The 20,621-nt window shown below is 70.9% G+C and carries 19 protein-coding genes; 5 read left to right on the top strand and 14 right to left on the bottom strand.

Features of this window, described 5'->3' with window-relative positions; all coding sequences use genetic code 11:
• Positions 1-6: 6 nt before the first annotated feature.
• From E1181_RS15965 to E1181_RS15980, 4 genes are all read right to left on the bottom strand, one after another.
• Positions 7-1,284 (bottom strand): MFS transporter, encoded by a 1,278-nt coding sequence (locus E1181_RS15965; RefSeq protein ID WP_132675568.1) that lies wholly within the window; start codon positions 1,282-1,284, stop codon positions 7-9.
• 271 nt (positions 1,285-1,555) lie between these two features.
• Entirely contained in the window at positions 1,556-2,413 is an 858-nt protein-coding gene (locus tag E1181_RS15970) for a sugar phosphate isomerase/epimerase family protein (protein ID WP_132675570.1), read from the bottom strand.
• Between the two features lie 37 nt (positions 2,414-2,450).
• Positions 2,451-3,806 carry an MFS transporter gene (locus E1181_RS15975; RefSeq protein ID WP_132675572.1) on the bottom strand — a complete coding sequence of 452 codons (1,356 nt, stop codon included), beginning with the start codon at positions 3,804-3,806 and terminating at the stop codon, positions 2,451-2,453.
• 250 nt (positions 3,807-4,056) lie between these two features.
• The gene (locus E1181_RS15980) at positions 4,057-5,226 is read right to left on the bottom strand and encodes a Gfo/Idh/MocA family protein (RefSeq protein WP_132675574.1); all 1,170 of its coding nucleotides are present in this window, start codon (positions 5,224-5,226) and stop codon (positions 4,057-4,059) included.
• 223 nt (positions 5,227-5,449) lie between these two features.
• Here E1181_RS15980 and E1181_RS15985 point away from each other — a divergent pair, with 223 nt between their 5' ends.
• Both E1181_RS15985 and E1181_RS15990 read left to right on the top strand, forming a co-directional pair.
• Entirely contained in the window at positions 5,450-6,277 is an 828-nt protein-coding gene (locus E1181_RS15985) for a sugar phosphate isomerase/epimerase family protein (protein ID WP_132675576.1), read from the top strand.
• Complete coding sequence (locus tag E1181_RS15990) at positions 6,274-7,293, top strand: Gfo/Idh/MocA family protein (protein ID WP_132675578.1); 1,020 nt, start codon at positions 6,274-6,276, stop codon at positions 7,291-7,293. The genes E1181_RS15985 and E1181_RS15990 overlap by 4 nt, the downstream gene beginning before the upstream one ends.
• Before the next feature lie 20 nt (positions 7,294-7,313).
• Here the strand turns inward: E1181_RS15990 and E1181_RS15995 are convergent, their stop codons facing one another.
• The gene (locus E1181_RS15995) at positions 7,314-8,819 is read right to left on the bottom strand and encodes a glycerol-3-phosphate dehydrogenase/oxidase (RefSeq protein WP_132675580.1); all 1,506 of its coding nucleotides are present in this window, start codon (positions 8,817-8,819) and stop codon (positions 7,314-7,316) included.
• Between the two features lie 4 nt (positions 8,820-8,823).
• A complete protein-coding gene (locus E1181_RS16000) occupies positions 8,824-9,390 on the bottom strand; it encodes a TetR/AcrR family transcriptional regulator (protein WP_132675582.1) in 567 nt (188 codons plus the stop codon).
• Positions 9,391-9,407: 17 nt separating this feature from the next.
• On the opposite strand from E1181_RS16000, the gene E1181_RS16005 reads away from it, so the two are divergent.
• Both E1181_RS16005 and E1181_RS16010 read left to right on the top strand, forming a co-directional pair.
• Positions 9,408-11,009, top strand: a complete 1,602-nt coding sequence (locus tag E1181_RS16005) for an FAD-binding oxidoreductase (RefSeq protein ID WP_132675584.1) — start codon at positions 9,408-9,410, stop codon at positions 11,007-11,009.
• The gene (locus E1181_RS16010) at positions 11,006-11,884 is read left to right on the top strand and encodes a diacylglycerol kinase (protein WP_132675586.1); all 879 of its coding nucleotides are present in this window, start codon (positions 11,006-11,008) and stop codon (positions 11,882-11,884) included. The genes E1181_RS16005 and E1181_RS16010 overlap by 4 nt, the downstream gene beginning before the upstream one ends.
• A gap of 74 nt (positions 11,885-11,958) precedes the next feature.
• Here E1181_RS16010 and E1181_RS16015 read toward each other — a convergent pair whose 3' ends face one another.
• The 8 genes from E1181_RS16015 to E1181_RS16050 all read right to left on the bottom strand — a co-directional run bounded on the left by E1181_RS16015 (position 11,959) and on the right by E1181_RS16050 (position 20,259).
• Positions 11,959-13,083 (bottom strand): S1 family peptidase, encoded by a 1,125-nt coding sequence (locus tag E1181_RS16015; protein WP_132675588.1) that lies wholly within the window; start codon positions 13,081-13,083, stop codon positions 11,959-11,961.
• A 554-nt stretch (positions 13,084-13,637) separates the two neighbouring features.
• A complete protein-coding gene (locus E1181_RS16020) occupies positions 13,638-13,994 on the bottom strand; it encodes a response regulator (protein WP_165944639.1) in 357 nt (118 codons plus the stop codon).
• A 240-nt stretch (positions 13,995-14,234) separates the two neighbouring features.
• Complete coding sequence (locus E1181_RS16025; RefSeq protein ID WP_132675592.1) at positions 14,235-15,842, bottom strand: solute symporter family protein; 1,608 nt, start codon at positions 15,840-15,842, stop codon at positions 14,235-14,237.
• 21 nt (positions 15,843-15,863) lie between these two features.
• Positions 15,864-16,205: a DUF485 domain-containing protein gene (locus E1181_RS16030; RefSeq protein ID WP_132675594.1), complete on the bottom strand. Its 342-nt coding sequence runs from the start codon at positions 16,203-16,205 to the stop codon at positions 15,864-15,866.
• A gap of 171 nt (positions 16,206-16,376) precedes the next feature.
• Complete coding sequence (locus E1181_RS16035; protein WP_132675596.1) at positions 16,377-18,050, bottom strand: sodium/solute symporter; 1,674 nt, start codon at positions 18,048-18,050, stop codon at positions 16,377-16,379.
• A 3-nt stretch (positions 18,051-18,053) separates the two neighbouring features.
• A complete protein-coding gene (locus tag E1181_RS16040; protein WP_132675598.1) occupies positions 18,054-18,404 on the bottom strand; it encodes a DUF485 domain-containing protein in 351 nt (116 codons plus the stop codon).
• Positions 18,401-19,180 carry a LytR/AlgR family response regulator transcription factor gene (locus E1181_RS16045; protein ID WP_132675600.1) on the bottom strand — a complete coding sequence of 260 codons (780 nt, stop codon included), beginning with the start codon at positions 19,178-19,180 and terminating at the stop codon, positions 18,401-18,403. The genes E1181_RS16040 and E1181_RS16045 overlap by 4 nt, the downstream gene beginning before the upstream one ends.
• Complete coding sequence (locus tag E1181_RS16050) at positions 19,177-20,259, bottom strand: sensor histidine kinase (RefSeq protein ID WP_132675602.1); 1,083 nt, start codon at positions 20,257-20,259, stop codon at positions 19,177-19,179. The genes E1181_RS16045 and E1181_RS16050 overlap by 4 nt, the downstream gene beginning before the upstream one ends.
• A 199-nt stretch (positions 20,260-20,458) precedes the next feature.
• On the opposite strand from E1181_RS16050, the gene E1181_RS32785 reads away from it, so the two are divergent.
• The coding region (locus tag E1181_RS32785) for an acetyl-coenzyme A synthetase N-terminal domain-containing protein (RefSeq protein WP_307870716.1) at positions 20,459-20,621 on the top strand (163 nt) is incomplete at its 3' end.

Genomic DNA, 20,621 nt, shown 5'->3' on the forward strand with positions numbered 1-20,621 from the left:
GAGTGTTCACGCGGCCGGTGCGAGTTCGGGGCCGGTGGCCTCGCGCACCCGTCGCGACCGCAGGATGATCGTGGTGAGCACCGCGCCGAGCACCCCGGCGGCCACCAGGAACAGGAACATCGAGTCGTACCCGCCACCGCGCTGGGGCACACCGGCGGCCGGATCTCCGGTCCACCACGCGGCCAGCGGCGGCAGGAACGCGTCCGGGAGATAGGCCAGCCCGGAGGCCAGGCCGATGACCCCGCCGCGCTGCCGCTCGGGAATGCCGACCTCGGCCACGCCGGCCCAGTAGACCCCGCGGCTGCAGAAGACCATCAGGCACAGCGCGAACATCAGCACCAGAGCCACCCACTTCAGCCCGGATTGCCTGGGCAGCAGCAGGAACGCCGCAGAGATGACCGCCGCGCCCACGAACATCCAGCGCAGGAATCCCGCGGTGGAGCGGGTGATCTTGTCCACGCACACCCCGCCGAGCGGACCTCCGATGAACTGGAACACGTAGGTGCGGGCCACGCCGATGGCACCGATGAGCCCGGCGGCCATGCCGAACTCGTTCTCCAGCAGCGGCGAGAAGTAGCCGAGCGTGGTGTAGAAGCAGTACATCAGCATGATCGAACCGCCGAGCAGCCACGTGTAGCGGTTGCGCGCCGCGTCCAGCAGCTGCCGCAGGGTGAGCGCGCTGCTCCCGAGGGCGGCGAGCCGTTCGCGATCGACCCGCACGACCCACCAGACCAGCCCGGCGAAGACGAAGGCCAGCACGCCGTAGATCCGGATCAGCGCCAGCACCCCGTCCGAGGGCACGACCGCCCGGGCGACGAGCACCGCCCCGACCCCGCCGATCAGCGTCGAGGTCACGCCGCGGACCGCCTCCAGGAAGCCGAACAGCCTGCCCTGCTGCGAGGCGTCCCCGAGCATCCCGATGGCTTTGACCAGCGCCGACCAGTACAGCGCCATGCCGGTCACCGCCATCACCACGTGCGCCACGAGCACACCGGTGAAGCCCGGGGTGGTCGTGAGGTAGAGGTCGGCGGCACCGGTCCCGGCGAGCGCGGCCACGATCAGCGAGCGGGGCGAGAAGCGGTCGGCGAACCAGCCGCCGAAGAAGTACATCACCGCCGCGACGGCGCCGAAGACGGCCATCACGGTGCCGTACTCCTGGCCGGTGAGCCCGAGCGCGGTGTAGGTCGGTTCGAGGAACACGAACCGGATGTAGGCGACCTGGAAGATGATCCCCGCCGTCATCGACAGGATCAGGTAGCTCGCCCAGTCCCGGGCAGTTCTCATCGTGGCCACCTCGTCGTGGTGAGTGCTGGTGCTCGGGATCGGCGGGAGAACCGATTCCGGGCATGAAAAAAGAGAACAGTCCCCCGGTGCGTGCACGGGTTACTGTTCTCTGCGTCTCTAGTAACCACTCGCGGCGAGCCGCGAGCGAATGTTCTGTTGTGCGACGGGGACTGCCCGTCGGGCCGGAACGTTAGCCAGACCGCTGGAAGCGTGTCAAGTCCCCGCGTGAGGCGGAGCACGAGCCCTCACGCGGGGAGACGATCGGGAGCTGTCAGTAGCCGATGCTGCGGAGGTACTCGCGGGAGTCGCGCAGGCAGTCCATCGGGTCGCGGCCGTACTGGTCGTCCTGCTCGACGAAGAAGTACTCGGCCCCCGCCAGCTCGGCCGCGGGAAGCAGGTCCGGCCAGTTCATGTTGCCCTGGCCGACCTCCGCGAACTGCACGTTGGTGTTGAACAGGGTCATGAACTTCGCCCTGTCCTCGGGGTTTCCCGAGGCGATGAGGTCCACCGCCTCCGGTGGCAGCGGCAGCACGCGGAAGTCCTTGACGTGAATCGTCTTGCACACGCCCGAGTACTGCCGGAGCATGTCCCGCGGGGCCATGCCGCCGCGCTGCACCCAGAACAGGTCGACCTCGAAGGCCACCGTCGCCGCCACCCGGCGGACGAGGTCGAAGATCCGCTCACCGTCGAACTGGGCGAGGTCGACGTGGTGGTTGTGGTAGAGCAGCGCGATCCCCTCGCCGGCCAATCGCCGAGCCTGCTCCTCGCACTCGGCCGCCCACGCCTCGCAGGCGTCCTTGGACGCCATCGCCTCGTAGGGCATCATCCCGATCCGCACGTAGCGGGTGCCCAGGCGCCGGCAGTCGGCGACGATCTTGTCGAAGTCGGTGTCGAGGCTGTCGCCGGTGGCGAACGCGTTGCGCTTGAGCGCGACGGACAGCGCTCCGACGTCGAGCCCCAGCTCGGTGACGCCCTTCTCGAGGTCGGCGGTGTTGGCCTCGTCCATCGGGATCTGCGAGACCTCGACCGCGTCGTAGCCGAGGTCCCGCAGCTGCCGCAGGACCGGGAACATGCCCTGCTCCGAGACCTGCTGCTTGACCATCATCATCTGAACGCCGAGGACTGCCATGCGTTCTCCCATCGTTGTCGGGGTGTGCGAGATCGGATCAGAAGGTCCCTGCTTCGACGGCGGCCGTGCGCTCGTCCTGCCTGGCGACGTCCTTCGGGTAGGTCTTGTAGAAGGCGAACCAGTACACCGCGTTGAGCAGGTACGGAACGGTCACGAGGTAGAGCATGACCTGGGTCAGGCCCAGCGATTCGCCGAGGAATCCCATGGCCAGCGTCAGCAGCGCCGAAAGTCCGCCCTGGATCAGGGAGAACAGCACGGCGAAGGCCGTCGCGGACAGCTGCTTGGGGGCGACCGCCGAGACCATCGGCAGCACGCAGGCGGAGAAGCCGATCAGCATGATCAGGCCGAACAGGAACATCACGACGTAGGCGACGATGCCCTTGCCCCAGTCGATCTGCAGCGCCACCACGGACATCCCGGCCACGGCGACCAGGTAGAGCTGCATCAGCGCGATCCGTCCCCTGTGGCCGAAGCGCCGGACGAACCAGTCCCCGAGGAACCCGCCGAAGAAGGACGACAGCGCCATGCCGCCGGAGAACACCGAGAACAGCAGCGCCGCCGAGGGCACGCCCCAACCGCGGGCGTCGACCATGAAGGTCACGAAGTAGGTGAACAGCACGAGGCTGGTCACCAGCGGCAGCATCCCGCCGAGCAGCGCGATCGTGGGGATCTTGAACAGCTTCACGGCGTCGGCGAGGCGGAACCGGCCCACGTCGGGGTCGTCGGAGATGGCGGTGCGGCGCTCCGGTTCCCGGACGAAGACCAGGATGGCGAAGCCGGACAGCACGCTGAGCCCACCCATGGCGAACATGCCGTAGCGCCACCCGTTGGGATCGTTGGCGAACAGGGCGATGGCCGGTCCGAGCCCCATGCCGATCAGCGATCCGAGCGAGCGGACCGTGCCGAAGGCGCGTCCGCGCTGCTCGTCGTCGAAGAGGTCGCTGAGCAGGCCGTTGGTGATCGGTTCGGAGGCGACGGTGCCGAGGACGCCGATGCTGTAGAGGATCAGCAGCGTCGTGAAGTTCGGCGCGAGGCCGGCCGCCGCGGTCCACGCGCCCCAGAGACCGGTGACGATGAACAGCACCTTCTTGCGGCCGAACCGGTCGGCGGCCATGGCCCACAGCGGTCCGGCGATCATGCGGGCGAACCGCGACAGGCTCGCCATGATGCCCAGGGCGCCGAGGCTGAGCCCGAAGGCGTCGCGGATCAGCGGGAAGAACGTGTTGATCAGGCTGTTCTCGGAGTTGTCGACCGCGCTGGCCGCCGCGAGGGAGACGATCGCCTTGCCGCGGCCCTTCACGGGTGCCGCACCGGCTTCCTCCGGGGCCGCGGTGAGATTGCCGGTGTTCGCTCTGCCGGAGGAGTCGGAACCGTCCGCGTGGTTCACGCTCATCGGGTGTGTCCTTTCGCCGGGCGCTCGTCGTTGGGCGACCGCAGGTGCGAGAGGCTGGGCGGCGGTGGCGGTCGGTGCTCACCCGTCGTCCAGCCCGAGGTGCACACCATTGCGACAGACGTCACAGCGGGACAGAAGCGGTTGCCAGAAGTTGCAGCCGAGCCCGGCCTGACCTGCTCTCTCCGCCGACAACAGGACGCCCTGGCTCCGCCTGCGGGAGGCGGAGCCAGGGCGTCCTGTCCGGTCGGTGTCAGGCTCCTGCCGGGCGTTCGGGGAACTTTCCCTCCGAGCGGATGCGCTTGTTGAGCTCGGCGAGGTAGAGGTCCTCGTCGAAGTCGAGCGAGACCTCGTGGCCGAGCCAGCTCGACAGGTGGATCGCGTTGGCCAGCCGCACCCCGTTGACGCCCTCGCTGCCCGGCGCGAGCAGCGGCGTGCCGTCGAGGACGTTCGCCGCGAAGTTCTCCAGCACGCCCGAGTGCTGCGCGCCCCAAGCGGATTCGAACTCGATGACCTCCTGCGAGTAGTAGGTCGTCGGGTCCACCTCGCCCTTGAAGAGCTTGCGCACGTCGTCCATGCCCATGCGGTCCGAGAGCGCGCGCTCGTCGTCGACCAGGCGGGTGACGGTGGCGGTCTTCGAACCGTCGACGACGATCTTGCCGCGGTCGCCGAGGATCTCCAGCCGGTCGGTCCCGGCGAGGTCGTGGACGGCGGTGACGAAGGTGCCGGTGGCCCCACCGCCGTAGTCGACCACAGCCGTGACCTCGTCCTCCACGGCGATGTCGCGGCGGAAGCCGTAGGCGACCTTGGCGTACACCGACTTCGGGACGCCGCAGATCCACTGCCACAGGTCGAGCTGGTGCGGCGCCTGGTTGACCAGGACGCCGCCGCCCTCACCGCCCCAGGTGGCGCGCCACGCCGACTGCTCGTAGTAGCCCTGCGGGCGCCACCAGGTGGTGATGATCCAGTTCGTCCGCCGGATCGCGCCGATCTCGCCGTCGTCCACGATCTGCTTGATGCGCTGGTACAGCGGGTTGTTGCGCTGGTTGAACATGATCGCGAACGTCAGCTCGGGGTGCTGGGCCGCGCACTCGTTGAGCTCCTTGACCTGCTTGGTGTAGACCCCGGCGGGTTTCTCGACCAGCGCGTGGACACCGGCCCGCAGCGCGTCGACGCCGATCTGCGGGTGCAGGTAGTGCGGCACCGTCGTCACGACGGCGTCCACCTCCCCCGCGGCCAGCAGCGACTCGTGGTCCTCGTGCACCGGCACGCCGTGCTCGGCTGCGGCCTCCCGCCGGGCGGCCTGGACGTCGGCGATGGCGCCGATCTCGACGTTGGGCACCAGGCCGTCCTCGATGAACTTCGCGTACGCCGAGCCCTGGGCCCCGAAACCGACGATCCCGAGCCGGACCTTCCTGGACATGGGCGTTTCTCCTTCGTCTCGCGAGCCGGTGGCCGCGCCTCCTGGGGAAGAGGTGCACTCGTGACTCTGCGCGCTCGTGACCGGTTCGGCCACGGGTTGCCAGCTGTTTCCGGCCGTTGCTCCGGTCGGGCGTGGCAACAAGCGGCAACACGTAGGAGTGCCGTGGATCACCCATCATGGTGGGGGAAGACCTCTCCACCCGGCTCAGTGAGGAGCACCCCGCATGTGGACCCTCTCGGGATTCTCCGACGAGATCTCGCCCGAGCTCGCCGAGCAGGCCTCGCTGCTCGGCGAGCTCGGACTGTCGTACCTGGAGTTCCGCAGCGCGTGGGGCACCAACGTCCTCGACCTCGACGACGAGCAGCTCACCCGGGCGAAGGACCTGCTCGACGCCCACGGCCTGCGGGTGTCGAGCATCGGATCGCCGATCGGCAAGATCTTCCTCGACGAGGACTTCGACGCCCACCTCGACCGCGCCCGCCACGCCGTCGACGTCGCGCACCGCTTCGACGCCCCCTACATCCGGGTCTTCTCGTTCTTCATGCGCCCCGGCACCGACCCCGACCACGCCCGCGACGAGGTGCTGCGCCGCATGCGCGCCCTCGCCGACGTGGCGGAGCGGGGCGGCGTCGTCCTGCTGCACGAGAACGAGAAGGAGATCTACGGCGACCTCCCCCGCCGCTGCGTCGACCTCCTCGAATCGGTGGGGTCGCCGAACCTCCGCGCGGCGTGGGACGCCGCCAACTTCGTCCAGGTGGGCGTGCGGCCCTTCACCGAGGGCTACGCCGCGCTGCGCCCGCACCTGGAGTACGTCCAGATCAAGGACGCGCACCTCGCCGACGGTGAGGTGTGCGCGGCGGGTCGCGGCGACGGCGAGGTCGCCGAGACCATCCGGGCGCTGCGCGAGGACGGCTTCGACGGGTTCTTCTCCCTCGAACCGCACCTGTCCCAGGCGCACAGTTTCGGCGGGTTCTCCGGTCCCGAGCTGTTCACCGAGGCGTGGCAGGCGTTCACGGCCCTGCTGAAGGAGGAAGGGATCGAGCACCGATGATCACAGCGGCCGTCATCGGGTGCGGCGACGTCTCGGCCGTGCACCTCGACGCGATCGCAGCGTTGGAGGACGTCGAGCTCGTCGCCGTCTGCGACACCGATCCCGCGGCGCTGACCACGACCGCCGAGCGCTGCGGCGTCGCCGGGTTCGCCGACCACCGCGCCCTCCTGGAGGCGGTGCGCCCCGACGTCGCCCACGTCTGCACCCCGCACCACCAGCACGCGCCGGTGGCCCTGGACCTGCTCGACGCCGGGGTGCACGTGCTCGTCGAGAAGCCGCTCGCCCACACCCTCGACGAGGCCGAGCGCCTCGTCGAAGCCGCCGAGCGGAGCCGCAGCCGGGTCGGCGTGTGCTTCCAGAACCGGTACAACGCCACCGCGCAGGCCGCTCGGGAGGTGCTCGACTCCGGCGAGCTGGGCCCGGTGCGCGGCGCGACCGCGACCGTGATGTGGACCCGCACACCGGACTACTACCGCGCCAAACCGTGGCGCGGCAGGTGGGCCACCGCCGGTGGTGGGCTGCTCATCAACCAGGCCATCCACACCCTCGACCTGGTGCAGTGGCTCGTCGGCGAGGTCGTCGAGGTCCAGGGCCGCGCCTCCACCCGCCAACACCTCATCGAGGTCGAGGACACCGCCGAGATGCTCCTGACCCACGACGGCGGAGCGCGCAGCCTGGTGTTCGGCTCGCTGGCCAACGTGGTCCACGCACCCGTCACCATCGACATCACCGCCGAGCGCGGCACCCTCTCGATCCGCGGTGACCTCACCATCACCCACGCCGACGGACGGGTGCGCACGGTGGCCGAACGCCGGTCGTCGTCGAACGGTCGCTCCTACTGGGGCGCGTCCCACGAAGCGCTCATCCGGGACTTCTACGCCCAGCTCGGCGAGGACGAGCCCTTCTGGATCAGCCCCCGCGAAGCCACGAAGGCGCTCCGAGTCCTCACCGAGGTCTACGCCCAGAGCGACCTCGCCGAACCAGCGCACGCGGCCTCCCCCAGCCGCGCGCGCTAGTCCGGCGAGTCCCGCTCCCGTCAGCCCAGGCTCAGCGCCTCCTCGGCGGCGTTGGTCGCGAGCTCGCGGTCGGCCGCGACCAGGCCGAGCCGGGTGCGCCGGTCGAGCAGGTCGGAGACGTCGAGAGCGCCCTCGTGCCGCACCGCGAAGCGCAGTTCGGCCGGGGTGACGTCCACGCCGTCGATGGGTTCCAGGAGCCGCCGGTCACCGCCGGCCTCGGCGATCACGGCCGTCGCCTCCGTTCCGTAGCGGGAGATCAGCCGCTGCGGAGCGTCCACGGTGGACAGCCGTGCGGAGCTCGCCGCGCCGACGAGGGGGAGCTCGCGCGTGCGGCACGGCCGGGTGGTCAGCGCGGTGGCGTCCACGGCGTCCTGCGCCATCTTGCGGTAGGTCGTCAGTTTCCCGCCCACGACGCTGATCACGCCGTTGTCGCCGGTGATCACCGCGTGCTCGCGGGAGAGGTCCGAGCTCTGACCGTCACCGGCGTCCAGCAGGGGCCGCAGGCCGGAGTACGTGCCGAGCACGTCCTCCTCGCGTATCGGTCGCGCCAGCACGGAGTTGACCGTCGTCAGCAGGAAGGAGATCTCCTCGGCCGAGGCGGTCGGCACGTCGGGGATCGGGCCCTCCTGCTCCTCATCGGTGAGTCCGATGTAGACCCTGCCGTGCCCGGCGGGAAGCGCGAACACGAACCGGTTGGTGGTGCCGGGAATCGGCACGGTGAGCCCCGCGTCCAGCCCGCCGAACACCGCGTCGGAGACGACCAGGTGCGTGCCCCGGCTCGGGCGCAGGCGCAGTCCCGGCGCCACCTCGCCGGCCCACACCCCGGCCGCGTTGATCACCTTCCGGGCTCGGACGTCGACGGTCTCGCCGGTGAGCCGGTCCCGCAGCACGGCACCATCACCGGTCACCTCCTCCGCCGCGCAGCGCGTCAGGACGCGAGCCCCGTGCGACGCCGCGGTCCGCGCGAGGCCGACCACCAGCCGCGCGTCGTCGACGAGCTGACCGTCCCAGGACAGCAGCCCGCCGCGCAGCCCTTCCTGCCGAACGGTCGGCACCATCCGCCGCGTCTCCACGCGGGAGACCCGCCGCGGCGGGGCCAGCACCGATCCGGCGGTCCCGGAGCCGCGGCGCAGCAGGTCGCCCGCGACGAACCCGGCGGCCACCAGCGCCACCTGCTTCGCACCGACTCCCGAGAGCAGCGGCACCAGCTGCGGGAGCGGGCGGATCAGGTGCGGCGCGGTCCGCTCCATGAGGATGCGGCGTTCCACCGCGCTCTCGTAGGCGATCCCGACGTTGCCGGAGGCCAGGTAGCGCAGTCCGCCGTGCACCAGCTTCGAGCTCCACCGGCTGGTGCCGAAGGCCAGGTCGTGCTTCTCGGCCAGCACCACGCTCAGGCCGCGCGAGGCGGCGTCCAGCGCGACACCCGCGCCGGTCACACCACCGCCGACGACCAGCAGGTCGACCTCGCCTCCGTCGGCGAGCTCGGTCAGGTCCCTGGTGCGCCGGGCGGCGTTCAGCGAGATCATCAGATCACTCCTGGGGGCTGAGGTAGGCGTCGAGCACGACGCGCAGCTGCGCGTCGAGGCGTTCCGGGGGGAGCGCGTCGGAGACGATGCGGGCGGACAGGACCGCGGACTGCGCCAGCAGCAGGACCATCGCGGCGAGCTCGCCCGGGTCTCCTCGGCGGATCGTGCCGCTCTCCTGCCCGCTGCGGATGGCGGCGGTGAGGACGTCGAGGATGCGCTGCTGGCTGGCCCCGAGCCGGTCGAACACGTAGGTGGTCAGCAGCTCCGGGTCGGTTTCGAGGATCTTGACGAACAGCGGGTGCTGCCGGACGGCCGACACGGTGCGCACGATCCCGTCGATCCCGTGCTCGCGCGTCCCCTCCCCGGTGTCGGTGGGGAGCAGGGCGACGAGCTCGCGGGTGAGCAGGTCCGCGGACAGCGTTCGCACGTCAGGCCAGCGCCGGTAGACCGTCGGGCGACTCACCCCTGCGCGGCGGGCGATCTCCGCCAGGGTGGTGCGCCGCATGCCGACCGCGAGCACGCTCTGCTTCGCGGCGTCGAGGATGGCATCGTCGTTACGGCTTGACGTCATGTGTAAAACTGTAACGCATGACTGAGCTTGAGCACCGCACCCCGGAGCAGGAGTGGAACGCCTGGGGCACCGCCGAGGGGGCGAGCCCGGTTTCCGAGGAGGTGCGCACCCTCATCGAGCAGGGGCTCGGTGTGGAACGCCGGGACACCCCATCGGTGAGCCGTTCCGAGGTGCGCGTCGGGGAATCGCGACTGACCGCCGAGGTCCGCTCGGCGCTGGCCGCGATCGTCGGTGACGACGGAGTGCGCACCGACGACGACACCCGGCTGCTGCACTCGGGCGGCAAGAGCACCCCGGACCTGCTGCGCCGCCGCGCCGGCGAGGCGGAGTCCGCGCCCGACGCCGTGGTGCTGCCCGGCTCCCACGAGCAGGTGTGCGCGGTGCTGGCGCAGTGCGCCGAGCACCGGGTGGCGGTGGTCCCGTTCGGGGGCGGGACCAGCGTCGTCGGTGGCGTGGAGCCCGAACGGGGCGGCTTCAGCTCGGTCATCGCCCTGGACCTGCGGCTGCTGGACGGCCTGCTGGAGATCGACGCCGAGTCGCAGACCGCGACCTTGCAGGCCGGGCTGCGCGGCCCGGAGGCCGAGACCCTGCTGTCCGAGCACGGCTTCACCCTGGGCCACTTCCCGCAGAGCTTCGAGCACGCCAGCATCGGCGGCTTCGCCGCGACGCGCTCCTCGGGCCAGGCGTCGTCCGGCTACGGCCGGTTCGACGGCATGGTGGTGCGGCTGCGCGTCGCGACCCCGAACGGCGAGCTCGATCTCGGCCGCGCTCCCGCCTCCGCGGCGGGACCGGACCTGCGGCAGCTCTTCCTCGGTTCGGAGGGTGCGCTGGGGATCATCACCGAGGTGACCGTCCGGGTGCACCCGAAGCCGCGGGAGGTGGAATCCGAGGCCTGGTCGTTCCCGGACTTCGCCACCGGCGCGACGGCGTTGCGGCTGCTCGCCCAGGAAGGCGCGCTGCCCACCGTCGCCCGGCTCTCCGACGAGGCCGAGACCATGATCAACCTCGCCACCGCGCGCGACGTCGGCAGCGGCGAGCAGACCGGCGGCTGCCTCATGATCACGCGCTACGAAGGGCCCCGCATCGCCGCCCGCCAGCGAGTGGCGGAACTGCTCGCCGAGGCCGGCGGCTCCTCGCTGGGCGCCGGACCGGCCGAGAAGTGGGACCACGGCCGCTACCACGGCCCGTACCTGCGCGATGCGCTGCTCGACGTCAACGCCGTGGTGGAGACGCTGGAAACCGCGTGCACCTGGTCGCAGCTGGCGGAGACCTGCGATGCCGTGCGCGCGGCGCTCACCGAGTCGCTGCAGGCGCAGGGCACCCCTCCCCTGGTCATGTGCCACATCTCGCACGTGTACCCGACGGGTGCGTCGCTGTACTTCACGGTGGCCTGCGGCCGCGGCGAGGACCCGGTGGCCCAGTGGATGCGGGCCAAGCGCGCGGCGGGCGACGCCATCAGCCGCTCCGGAGCCACCATCACCCACCACCACGCCGTGGGCATGGACCACGGCGCGTGGCTGACCGACGAGATCGGTGAGCTCGGCGTCCAGGTGCTGCGCGCGGTCAAGTCCACTGTGGACCCCTCCGGCGTCCTCAACCCCGGCAAGCTGATCCCGTGATCACCGACATCGCCCTGCTGGTCAACCCGCGCTCCGGCCAGGGCCGAACCGCCGCCGTCGCGCTGCGCGCGCTGCGACACCTGCGGGCGTCCGGCGCGTCGGCGACGGTCCTGGTGGGCCGGGACCAGGCGGATTCGCTGGCGCTCGCGCGCCGAGCCGTCGCGGCCGGAACCGGGGCGCTGGTCGCCTGCGGCGGTGACGGAGTCGTCAACACCGCGCTGCAAGCGGTCGCCGGGACGGACACGCCCTTCGGCGTCATCCCCGCCGGAACGGGCAACGACCACGCCCGGATGCTCGGAGTCCCGCGCCACGACCCGGTGTCCGCCGCGCAGGTGGTGCTCGACGGCGCCGTGCGCCCGATCGACCTGGGACGCGTCGGCGACCGCTGGTTCGGCACGGCGTTCGCCGGCGGCTTCGACGCCCTGGTCACCGAGCGCACCAACCGGCTGAAGTGGCCGCGCGGCAAGCTGCGCTACAACCTCGCGACGCTCATCGAGCTGGCGGCGCTGCGTCCGCTGGACTACGTCCTGGAACTCGACGGCCGGACGGTGTCGACGCAGGCGATCCTGGTCGCGGTCGGCAACGGCCAGACCTACGGCGGCGGCATGCGGATCTGCCCGGACGCGGTGCCCGACGACGGCCTGTTCGACGTCACCGTCATCGGCCCGGCCCGGCGCGACCAGATCGTGCGGCTGCTGCCCACGATCTACCCCGGCACGCACGTCCAGCACTCGCAGGTGACGACCTACCGGGCCAGCCGGGTCCACCTGTCGACTCCGGGAGTCATGGGTTACGCCGACGGCGAGCGGTTCGCGGAGTTGCCGGTGACGTGCGAATGCGTCCCTCTCGCGGCCAAGGCCCTCGTGCCGGCCTAGACGAGGGGACCCCTCGGGGGGAACGCGTTGCTGCGACCCGGCGATCGGCCGGGTCGCAGCAACAGCGTCACCACCTACTGGGTGAGCAGGGTCAACCCGTAGGCGGAGAGGGCTTCTCGGACCGGCTGGTAGTAGGTCTCGCCGCCGGTGCGGCAGTCGCCCCAGCCGCCGGAGGTCATCCCCTGGGCCTGGTTGCCGGAGATGAACGAACCGCCGGAGTCGCCCGGTTCGGCGCAGACGTTGGTCCGGGTGAGCCCGCTGACGGTGCCCTCCTGGTAGCGCACCGACTGGTTCTTGGCCAGCACGGTGCCGCAGTGCCAGCCCGTGGTGGAACCGGAACGGCAGATCGACGAGCCCAGCGGGGCTTCCGCGGTCCCGGACACCCGGACGTAGCCGCTGCTGTAGTCGTAGACGAGGGGGTATCCGGTGTCGTCGGTGCCGGTGTTGACGAAGGCGTAGTCGTTGCCGGGGAAGGACGAACCGGCGAAGTAGCCGGTCGGCTGGGTGGTGCGCTCACCCGGCGCACCGCAGTGGCCCGCGGTGACGAATCCACCTTGGACGGCGAAGCCCATCGAGCACCGCGCGCCGGAGGCGGTGTAGTAGGCGTAGCCGCCGACGACGTCGGCGTAGGTCTCCGGCTGCGCGGGAAACTCCACCACCCGCACCGATTCCTCCGGGACCTGCGCGTCGCGCACGAAACTCGTTGCCTGCTCGGCGGTTCCGGGCTGGGTGGTCACCACCACAGCGTTCTCCCGCACGTCGGCGTACCAGCCGGTCACCGCCGCGGGGGCCTGCGCGCCGCGGCCGTTGAGGGCTTCGACGATCCCGTCGAGCTGCCGCTCGCTCGCGGCGACCTGCCGGGGTTCGGCACCGGCCGCGCGCACCTCGTCGGACTTCGCCGCGTCGGTGGTCCCGACGACGAGCTTGCCCAGGTTCGCGTCGAAGTAGGAACCGCCGTAGCTGCCCGCGAGCGCGTCGCGCAACGCGCTGTCCGCTCGGGCGGCGACGGCCTCCTGGCCGAGCCGCGCCACGGCCTGGTCAGCGGTGAGGCCGAGGTCGCGCTGCATGGCCGTGACCAGCTCCGGCGACACCGGCGGACCGGCGGGTTCGGCGATGGTCGCGGGTGCGGTCAGCGCTGCGACCGTTCCAGCGGCGACCAGCGCCGCTCCGGTGATTCGTGCTGCGGTTCTGGGTTTCATCGGACGCCTTTCGCTCAGGGATCACCGGCCCGATCCGGGCGTGCGGGATCCGCTGCAGTGGAGTCGATCAAGGCGATCGGTCAGACCACCGATCAATGAGTGAGCCGATAAAGTGCCAGTGAGGCCAGAGAAATCATCGGACGAGAAGAAGATTAACCCGGTTTCATCCGCAATCAACTATTCGTCGCGGAAACGAGCATTTTTCGCCAAGGCCTTGCGGATCTCACCAGAATTCGCCCAAAGCAGGCGCGGTGGACCCGTTCGCACCAACCGCCAGTCGCGAGCAGCGCCCGTGCGGCGGAGGCGAACGGGTGATGCCCGAGGATCGCCGCACCCGCTGTCGTCCAGGAAAAGCACGAGAACCGAGAATCAATCGGAACTCTTCATTCCACTTGCAATTCCTAGGCCACCTCCGCGCTCGCGATCTCACCGGGCTGCGGACCCGCAGAACGCGCACCGCCCAGCCGTCACAAGCGGCCCGGGTTCGGCCAGAGCACCGTGTCGGGCGGGATCACCCAATTTCAGGTGGTTGGAGCCTCGAGGCGTTCGGGCGGTCAAGCCGCGTGCAGGCGGATCGCCTCGATCAGATCCGCCGGGCTCGCTTCCTTGAGCACGTAGCCGACCGCGCCGGCGTCCATCGCCTGCTGCACCATGCCGCTCTGCGCCGCGGTGAGCACCAGCACGCGGATCTCCGGGCGGGACGCGCGGATCGCGCGGGTCGCCTCGACTCCGTTCATCACCGGCATCGCGAGGTCCATGAGCACCAGGTCGGGCTGCGTGGCCGCCACGGCCCGCAACGCTTCGACCCCGTCGGCGCACACCCCGGCGACGTCGATTCCCGAAGCGGCGAGCAGTGCGGAGAGCCCGCGTCGAACGGACTCGTGGTCGTCCACGATCAACACCCGGATCACGGCGCACCCCCTCCATCGACGTGGAGTCCGCACCTTCGAGGCAGTGTGCGGTTCCCCTCCCGACGTCAGAAGCCATCCGGTAGGGGGACCCACACCCGAAACATGGGGGGTTCGCGCCCGAGCCACCAGGGGATTAACTCCTGCCGCCGAGCGCGGAGGAGCGCCTGGAACGCCCGGTGGTCCGGGGCGCGAGAGGGGATCGCGCCCCGGCCCACCGGGGACCGCCGTGCAGCACGACGGTCAGTGTGCGGACGCCTTCTCAGCGCCCGCGCCGGTCAGCGAGCGAACCTCCATCTCCGCGTACTTGTCCTCCAGGTGCTCCTTGGACAGGACCGTGCCCAACCACCCGAAGAAGAACGCCGCCGGGATCGAGACCAGGCCCGGGTTCTGCAGCGGGAACCAGTGGAAGTCCACGTTCGGCAGCATCGACTCCTCGGTCCCGGACACCGCCGGGGAGAACACGATCAGCACCACGGTGGTGACCAGACCGCCGTAGATGCTCCACAGCGCACCGGAGGTGTTGAACCGCTTCCAGAACAGCGAGTACAGGATCGTCGGCAGGTTCGCCGAGGCCGCCACGGCGAAGGCGAGCGCCACCAGGAACGCGACGTTCTGGTTGCGGGCCAGGATGCCGCCGACGATGGCGACCGCGCCGATGACCACAGCGGTGATCCGCGCGACGCGGACCTCCGCGTCCTTGTCCTCGACCTTCCCGCGCTTGATCACGTTGGCGTAGATGTCGTGGGCGAACGACGCCGACGCGGTGATGGTCAGCCCCGCCACCACGGCCAGGATCGTGGCGAAGGCGACCGCGGCGATGAACCCGAGCAGCAGCGGTCCGCCCAGCGCCTGGGCGAGCAGCGGTGCCGCGGAGTTCGACGAACCCGGCGCGTTCTTGATCGCCTCCGGGCCCACGATGGCCGCCGCGCCGTAGCCCAGCACCAGCGAGAACAGGTAGAACAGGCCGATCAGCCAGATCGCCCACACCACCGAGCGCCGCGCCTCCTTGGCGGTCGGCACCGTGTAGAAGCGCATCAGCACGTGGGGCAGTCCCGCGGTGCCCAGCACCAGGGCGATGCCCAGGGACAGGAAGTCCAGCTTGCTGGTCTCGGACTTGCCGTACTTGGCGCCGGGGTTGAGCAGCTTCTCGCCGGAGGACGCCCGGTCGACCGCCGCCTGCAGCAGACCGGAGAAGTCGAAGCCGTAGAGCCCCAGCGTCCACACCGTCATCACGGCCGCGCCGCTGATGAGCAGCACCGCCTTGATGATCTGCACCCAGGTGGTGCCCTTCATGCCGCCGACCAGCACGTAGACGATCATGATGACGCCGACGATCGCGATCACCAGCGCCTGCCCGCTCCCGCTGGACACGCCCAGCAGCAGCGAGACGAGCACTCCCGCACCGGCCATCTGCGCCAGCAGGTAGAAGAAGCTGACCATCAGCGTCGAGGTCGCCGCCGCAGCGCGCACCGGGCGCTGGCGCATCCGGAACGCCAGCACGTCGCCCATCGTGTACTTGCCGGTGTTGCGCAGCAGCTCGGCGACCAGCAGCAGCGCCACCAGCCAGGCGACCAGGAAGCCGATCGAGTACAGGAACCCGTCGTAGCCGTAGAGCGCGATCGCGCCGACGATGCCGAGGAACGACGCCGCCGACAGGTAGTCACCGGCGATCGCGATCCCGTTCTGCGGCCCGGAGAACGCGCGGCCGCCCGCGTAGTAGTCGGCCGCGCTGCGGGTGTTGCGGCTGGCGCGCAGCACGACGACCAGCGTCACCACGACGAAGGCCGCGAAGATTCCGATGTTGAGCAGCGGGTTGCTTCCTTGCAACCCCTGCGCGAGGTGGTACATCCCAGCTACTCCTCAGGGTTGTCAGGAGGCGTCTTCGACCTTGGCGCGGATGCGCTCGGCCACCGGGTCCAGGTTCCGGTTGGCGTAGCGCACGTAGATCGTGGTGATGACGAAGGTGGACACGAACTGCAGCAGGCCCAGCACCAGCCCGATGTTGATGTTGCCGACGAGCTTGATCGACATGAAGCCGTGCGCGTAGTCGGCCAGCAGCACGTAGACCAGGTACCAGACGAGGAACAGCGCGGAGACCGGGAAGACGAACGCCCGCAGCCGCCGGCGCAGCAAGGCGAAGTCCTCGCTGGCGTGGGCCTCGTGCCACACATCTTCGGTGGGCGGCGGATTGGCCGAGTCGGTGGTGCTCACGGATCCTCCCTAACGTGTGAGGAGCGCCACGTTAAGGAAGCCACGAGCTGCAGCGGGAGCCGTCCGGGACCGATGACCGACGCACGAGACGAACGGTCGACGAACGGCGCGCCGACCGGGACGAGCGGTCGTGCCCGTCTCCTGCCCGTTACCTGCGCGTCAACATCGCGTTCAGGAGCGCGAGGGTTCGTCCAGGTGCAGGCGCAGCATGGCGGTCTCCGCCCACGTCGGGGTCTTCCCGCGCAGCGAGACCGCGATCATGGTGGCGAAGGACAGCGGCACCGCCCACGGAGCGGGCTGGGCGAGCAGGATCGCTGGGACGCCGTCGAGCTGCGGGCCGAACAGGGTCGCGCCGATGGCTCCCGACGTGGCGGTCAGCCCGACGAGCACGCCCCACAGCGCTCCGGTCCGGGTCAGCCGCGGCCACCAGATGCCCAGCACCAGCAGCGGGCAGAACGTGGCGGCCGCGACGGTGAAACCCCAGGTCACAAGCACGCCGGCGGACAGGTGGGCGGCTTGCAGCGCGAGCAGGACGACCACGGCCGCCGCACCCAGCACGGTCCAGCGCAGCTGGCCGAGACCGCCCGGGGTGAGGTCGTGGGAGATCGCGCCGGAGACCACCAGCAGCAGGCCCAGCGAGGTCGCGAGGAACGCCGCGAACGCCCCGCCCGTGAGCAGCGAGGTGAACACCGTGCCGACCCAGCCGGTGTCGACCTGCGCTGGCAGCCCGACCACGACCGAGTCGGTGACGCCGGAGAGGTACAACTGCGGCACGAGCACCCGGCCGAGCGCGCCGTAGATGCCCGGGAACAGGTAGAAGCTGCCCAGCAGCAGCACGGTGATGGCCGCGGCCCGGCGTGCCGCGCGCCCGTCGGGGCTGGTGTGGAACCGCACGATGACGTGCGGCAACCCCATCGTTCCGAACATGGTGGCCACCAGCACCGCCCAAGTCCCCAGCAGCGGGTGGCCGGCGTTCTCCAGGTCCAGCAGCGGCCGCCGCCAGTCCGGCCCGCCCGGCACGTCCATGCCGTCGATCTCGGGGACCGCCGCACCGGCCGGGAACGTCAGCGTCCGCCCCGCCTCGATCTCGTGAGCGCCCGGCGGCAGCGGTACCGGCCGTCCCTCGGCGTCGCGCGCGGTCACCGGTTCGGTGACGTCGAGGTCCACCGCGACGCGGAACGTCACGGGGGTGTCCTCGGCGAAGTGGGTGAACTGCACCGGGTGCAGCGCCTCGTGCCGCACCGCCGGGCCCACCTGCAGCACCAGCCACACCGCGGGGATCACGAACAGCAGCAGCTTCAGGCAGAACTGGAACGCCTGCACGTAGGTCGCCGCCCGCATGCCGCCCAGCGCGAGCGTCACCGACACCGCGGTCCCGGCGATGACCACGCCCACCCAGTACGGCGTCCCGCTGACGACGCTGAGCACTAGTCCCGCGGTGCGGAACTGCGGGACCAGGTACAGCCCGCCGATGATCAGCACCACCACCGCGGCCAGCCGCCGCAGCTCCGGCGAGGCGAAGCGGGCCTCGGCGAAGTCGGGCACCGTGAGGGCCCCGGACCGGCGCATCGGGGCGGCGACGAGCACCAGCATCGCCACGTACCCGGCGGTGAACCCCACCGGGTACCACAGCGCCCCCACGCCGTGGGACAGCATCAGCCCGGCCACGCCGAGGAACGACGCCGCCGAGAGGTACTCCCCCGAGACCGCCGCCGCGTTGACCAGCGGTGACACCTGCCGGGAGGCGACCAGGAAGTCCGAGGTGGTGCGCATGGCCGCCACCCCGCGCAGCCCGATCAGCAGCGTGAGGAGCACGACGACCGCGACGGCCAGCAGCGCGAACACGGCTCAGCGCTCCTCGACGCGCTCGGCCGCGCGCAGCTGCCAGCGCGCCAGCGCGGCCATCGCCGGGAACGGCAGCAGCACCAGCAACGCCCAGGAGACCGGGACGCCCAGGACCCGCACCTCGTCGAGCGCGGGCGCCGCGGCGAACACCAGCGGCAGCCCGAAGACCAGCGCGAACAGCAGGAGCAGCGTCACCGCGCCGAGCCTGCGCTGCGCCCGGTGCAGGGACCTGGCCCGCAGGGCCTCCCCCGGTTCGAGGCGCGGCGCTCGCCAACGCCGCCGCATCATGCGGCGAGCGTGCGCCACCCGGGTTTGCGGGCTGGTCACCGCCACCCGCTTCGGGCCACCGCTCATCCGCGCCCCCGCGAGTGGGTGCTCTCGGCCTGACGGGCGTTGTCCAGCAACCGCTCCCGCAGGTCCCGGGCGTGCCTGCGGCTGACCGGGACGTCCCCGGCGTCGGTGTGGGCGTTGAGCGCTCCGGCGGAGTCGCTGCGCAGTTCCCGCACCGCGTCCAGCGACAGCAGGAAGCTGCGGTGCACCCGCACGAAACCGGCTCCCTCCCAGTACTCCTCGAGCCGGGAGAGCGGCATGCGCACCACGTGCACGCCGCCGCGGGTGTTCAGCCGCACGTAGTCGCCGTGCGCCTCGACGAACAGCACCTCGCTGCGCCGCACGTAGCGGGTCCGCCCCGCCGTCTCGACCGGGAGCGCGACCATCGCGTCCGGCTGCGCCGGAACGGGTTCGGCGACGTCCTCAGTGGCCAGCAGCCGGGTGACGCGATCCAGCGCCGCCGAGAGCCGTTCCGCGCGAACGGGTTTGAGCAGGTAGTCAACGGCTCCGATGTCGTAGGCCTGCACGGCGTGCTGCTCGTAGGCGGTGACGAACACGATCACCGGCGGCTCGCTCATCTTCGCCAGCAGCGACGCCAGCTCCATGCCGTCCAGCCCGGGCATGGAGATGTCCAGGAACACCACGTCGAACCGGTCGCTCTGCAACGTGCGCAGCGCGCTCAGCGAGTCCGAGGCCGCCACGACCTCGGCGACCTCGGGCGCCTCCCGCAGCAGCCTGCACAGCTCGTCGAGCGCGGGCGGGAGGTCGTCCACTGCCAGCGCGCGCAGTCCTTCGGTCAACTCGGCACCACTCCCGGATGGAATCGCGGGACGCGGACGACCACTCGGGTACCCGCTCCCTCGGCGGTTTCCACGACCAGCCCGTACCAGGCCCCGTAGACGCTGCGCAGCCGCCGGTCGACGTTGGCCAGCCCGACCGAGTCGGCCGGCCCGTGCCCGGCGAGGATCGCCTCGGCGTGGGCGGGGTCCATGCCGACCCCGTCGTCCTCGACGCTGATGACCAGGTCGTTGCCCTCGGCTTCGCCGCGCACCTGCACGGTGCCGACGCCTTCGGAACCCGGGGTGAACCGGGGTTCCATGCCGTGCCGCACGGCGTTCTCGACCAGCGGCTGCAGCACCAGGTACGGGATCGCCACGGCCAGCACCTCGGGCGCGACGCGGATCTGCACCCGCAGCCGCTCCCCCAGCACCGCCCGCTGCAGGGCGAGGTAGGTCTCGATGGCGTGGAACTCGTCGGAGACGGTGGTGTAGTCGCGGTGCCGGGCGAGCCCGTAGCGGATGAACTCGGCGAAGTCGAGCATCAGCTCGTGGGAGCGCTCGGGGTCGGAGCGCACGAGCGAGCCGATCACGGTCATCGCGTTGTACATGAAGTGCGGGGAGATCTCGGCCCGCAGCGCGCGCAGCTCGGACTGCGCGGCCAGCTCCGCCGAGTGCTCCAGCCTGCCGTGCTCCAGCGCGTCCTCGACCCAGGCGGTGGCTTCGCGCACCGCCGACATCCGGACCTCGCCGTCGATGACCAGCACACCGGCGAGCTCCTCCTGCACCAGCAGCGGCATGGCCACCAGCGGTGGGCGGCCGCTGCGGGTTTCGGTGTGCAGCACGTCGGCCACCGAGGTCACCGCGTCCGGCTCGGCCTTGGACCTGCCGGACCACTGCAGCGACCCGGACAGGTCGCTGATCCCGACCGCGTTCACGTCGAGGAGCCGACGGAGGTCGCGCAGCGCGCTGGGCACGCCGGGTCCTGCGGGGCCGGCGCGGAGGTTCACGGCCAGGCGGCGCGCGGTGCGCAGCACCGATTCGGAGTCCGAGCGCCGCAACGACCACGCGCCTGACGGCGTGCGGTGGGTCGGTGCCGGCATCGAGAACCCCAAATCGCCATTGATGGATGCTGGGATGCTAATCCGTTCGGCTGACGTGAGCGAGACCGCTCATCGGCCGCTCGTCGCGGAGCAGGGGCGTTCGGACGCGTCAGCACGACGATCGGTCGCGCAGGTGGTGCCAGAGATCACGGGAGTTGCTTACGTTGCGTGCCCAGTACCGCGCACCGAGCATCAGGGAGTGTCCGTGAGCAACGAAGCCCACGACCGATTCGCACCGTCCGAGGATTTCGCGGCGCAGGCCAACGCCACGTCGGCGCTCTACGGCCAGGCCGATGCGGACCGCGAGGCGTTCTGGGCCGAGCAGGCATCGCGGTTGCAGTGGGACACCGAGTGGGACCAGG

Source organism: Saccharopolyspora terrae (assembly GCF_004348435.1).
Lineage (GTDB): Bacteria > Actinomycetota > Actinomycetes > Mycobacteriales > Pseudonocardiaceae > Saccharopolyspora > Saccharopolyspora endophytica.

What these genes read in the sequence shown, in the direction of transcription:
- E1181_RS16040 (WP_132675598.1), bottom strand. Translation starts at nt 18,404, where the DNA reads ATGAGCGGTGGCCCGAAGCGGGTGGCGGTGACCAGCCCGCAAACCCGG.
- E1181_RS16005 (WP_132675584.1), top strand. Translation starts at nt 9,408, where the DNA reads ATGACTGAGCTTGAGCACCGCACCCCGGAGCAGGAGTGGAACGCCTGG.
- E1181_RS15980 (WP_132675574.1), bottom strand. Translation starts at nt 5,226, where the DNA reads ATGTCCAGGAAGGTCCGGCTCGGGATCGTCGGTTTCGGGGCCCAGGGC.
- E1181_RS16015 (WP_132675588.1), bottom strand. Translation starts at nt 13,083, where the DNA reads ATGAAACCCAGAACCGCAGCACGAATCACCGGAGCGGCGCTGGTCGCC.
- E1181_RS15985 (WP_132675576.1), top strand. Translation starts at nt 5,450, where the DNA reads ATGTGGACCCTCTCGGGATTCTCCGACGAGATCTCGCCCGAGCTCGCC.
- E1181_RS15970 (WP_132675570.1), bottom strand. Translation starts at nt 2,413, where the DNA reads ATGGCAGTCCTCGGCGTTCAGATGATGATGGTCAAGCAGCAGGTCTCG.
- E1181_RS16050 (WP_132675602.1), bottom strand. Translation starts at nt 20,259, where the DNA reads ATGCCGGCACCGACCCACCGCACGCCGTCAGGCGCGTGGTCGTTGCGG.
- E1181_RS15975 (WP_132675572.1), bottom strand. Translation starts at nt 3,806, where the DNA reads ATGAGCGTGAACCACGCGGACGGTTCCGACTCCTCCGGCAGAGCGAAC.
- E1181_RS15990 (WP_132675578.1), top strand. Translation starts at nt 6,274, where the DNA reads ATGATCACAGCGGCCGTCATCGGGTGCGGCGACGTCTCGGCCGTGCAC.
- E1181_RS15995 (WP_132675580.1), bottom strand. Translation starts at nt 8,819, where the DNA reads ATGATCTCGCTGAACGCCGCCCGGCGCACCAGGGACCTGACCGAGCTC.
- E1181_RS16000 (WP_132675582.1), bottom strand. Translation starts at nt 9,390, where the DNA reads ATGACGTCAAGCCGTAACGACGATGCCATCCTCGACGCCGCGAAGCAG.
- E1181_RS16025 (WP_132675592.1), bottom strand. Translation starts at nt 15,842, where the DNA reads ATGTACCACCTCGCGCAGGGGTTGCAAGGAAGCAACCCGCTGCTCAAC.
- E1181_RS15965 (WP_132675568.1), bottom strand. Translation starts at nt 1,284, where the DNA reads ATGAGAACTGCCCGGGACTGGGCGAGCTACCTGATCCTGTCGATGACG.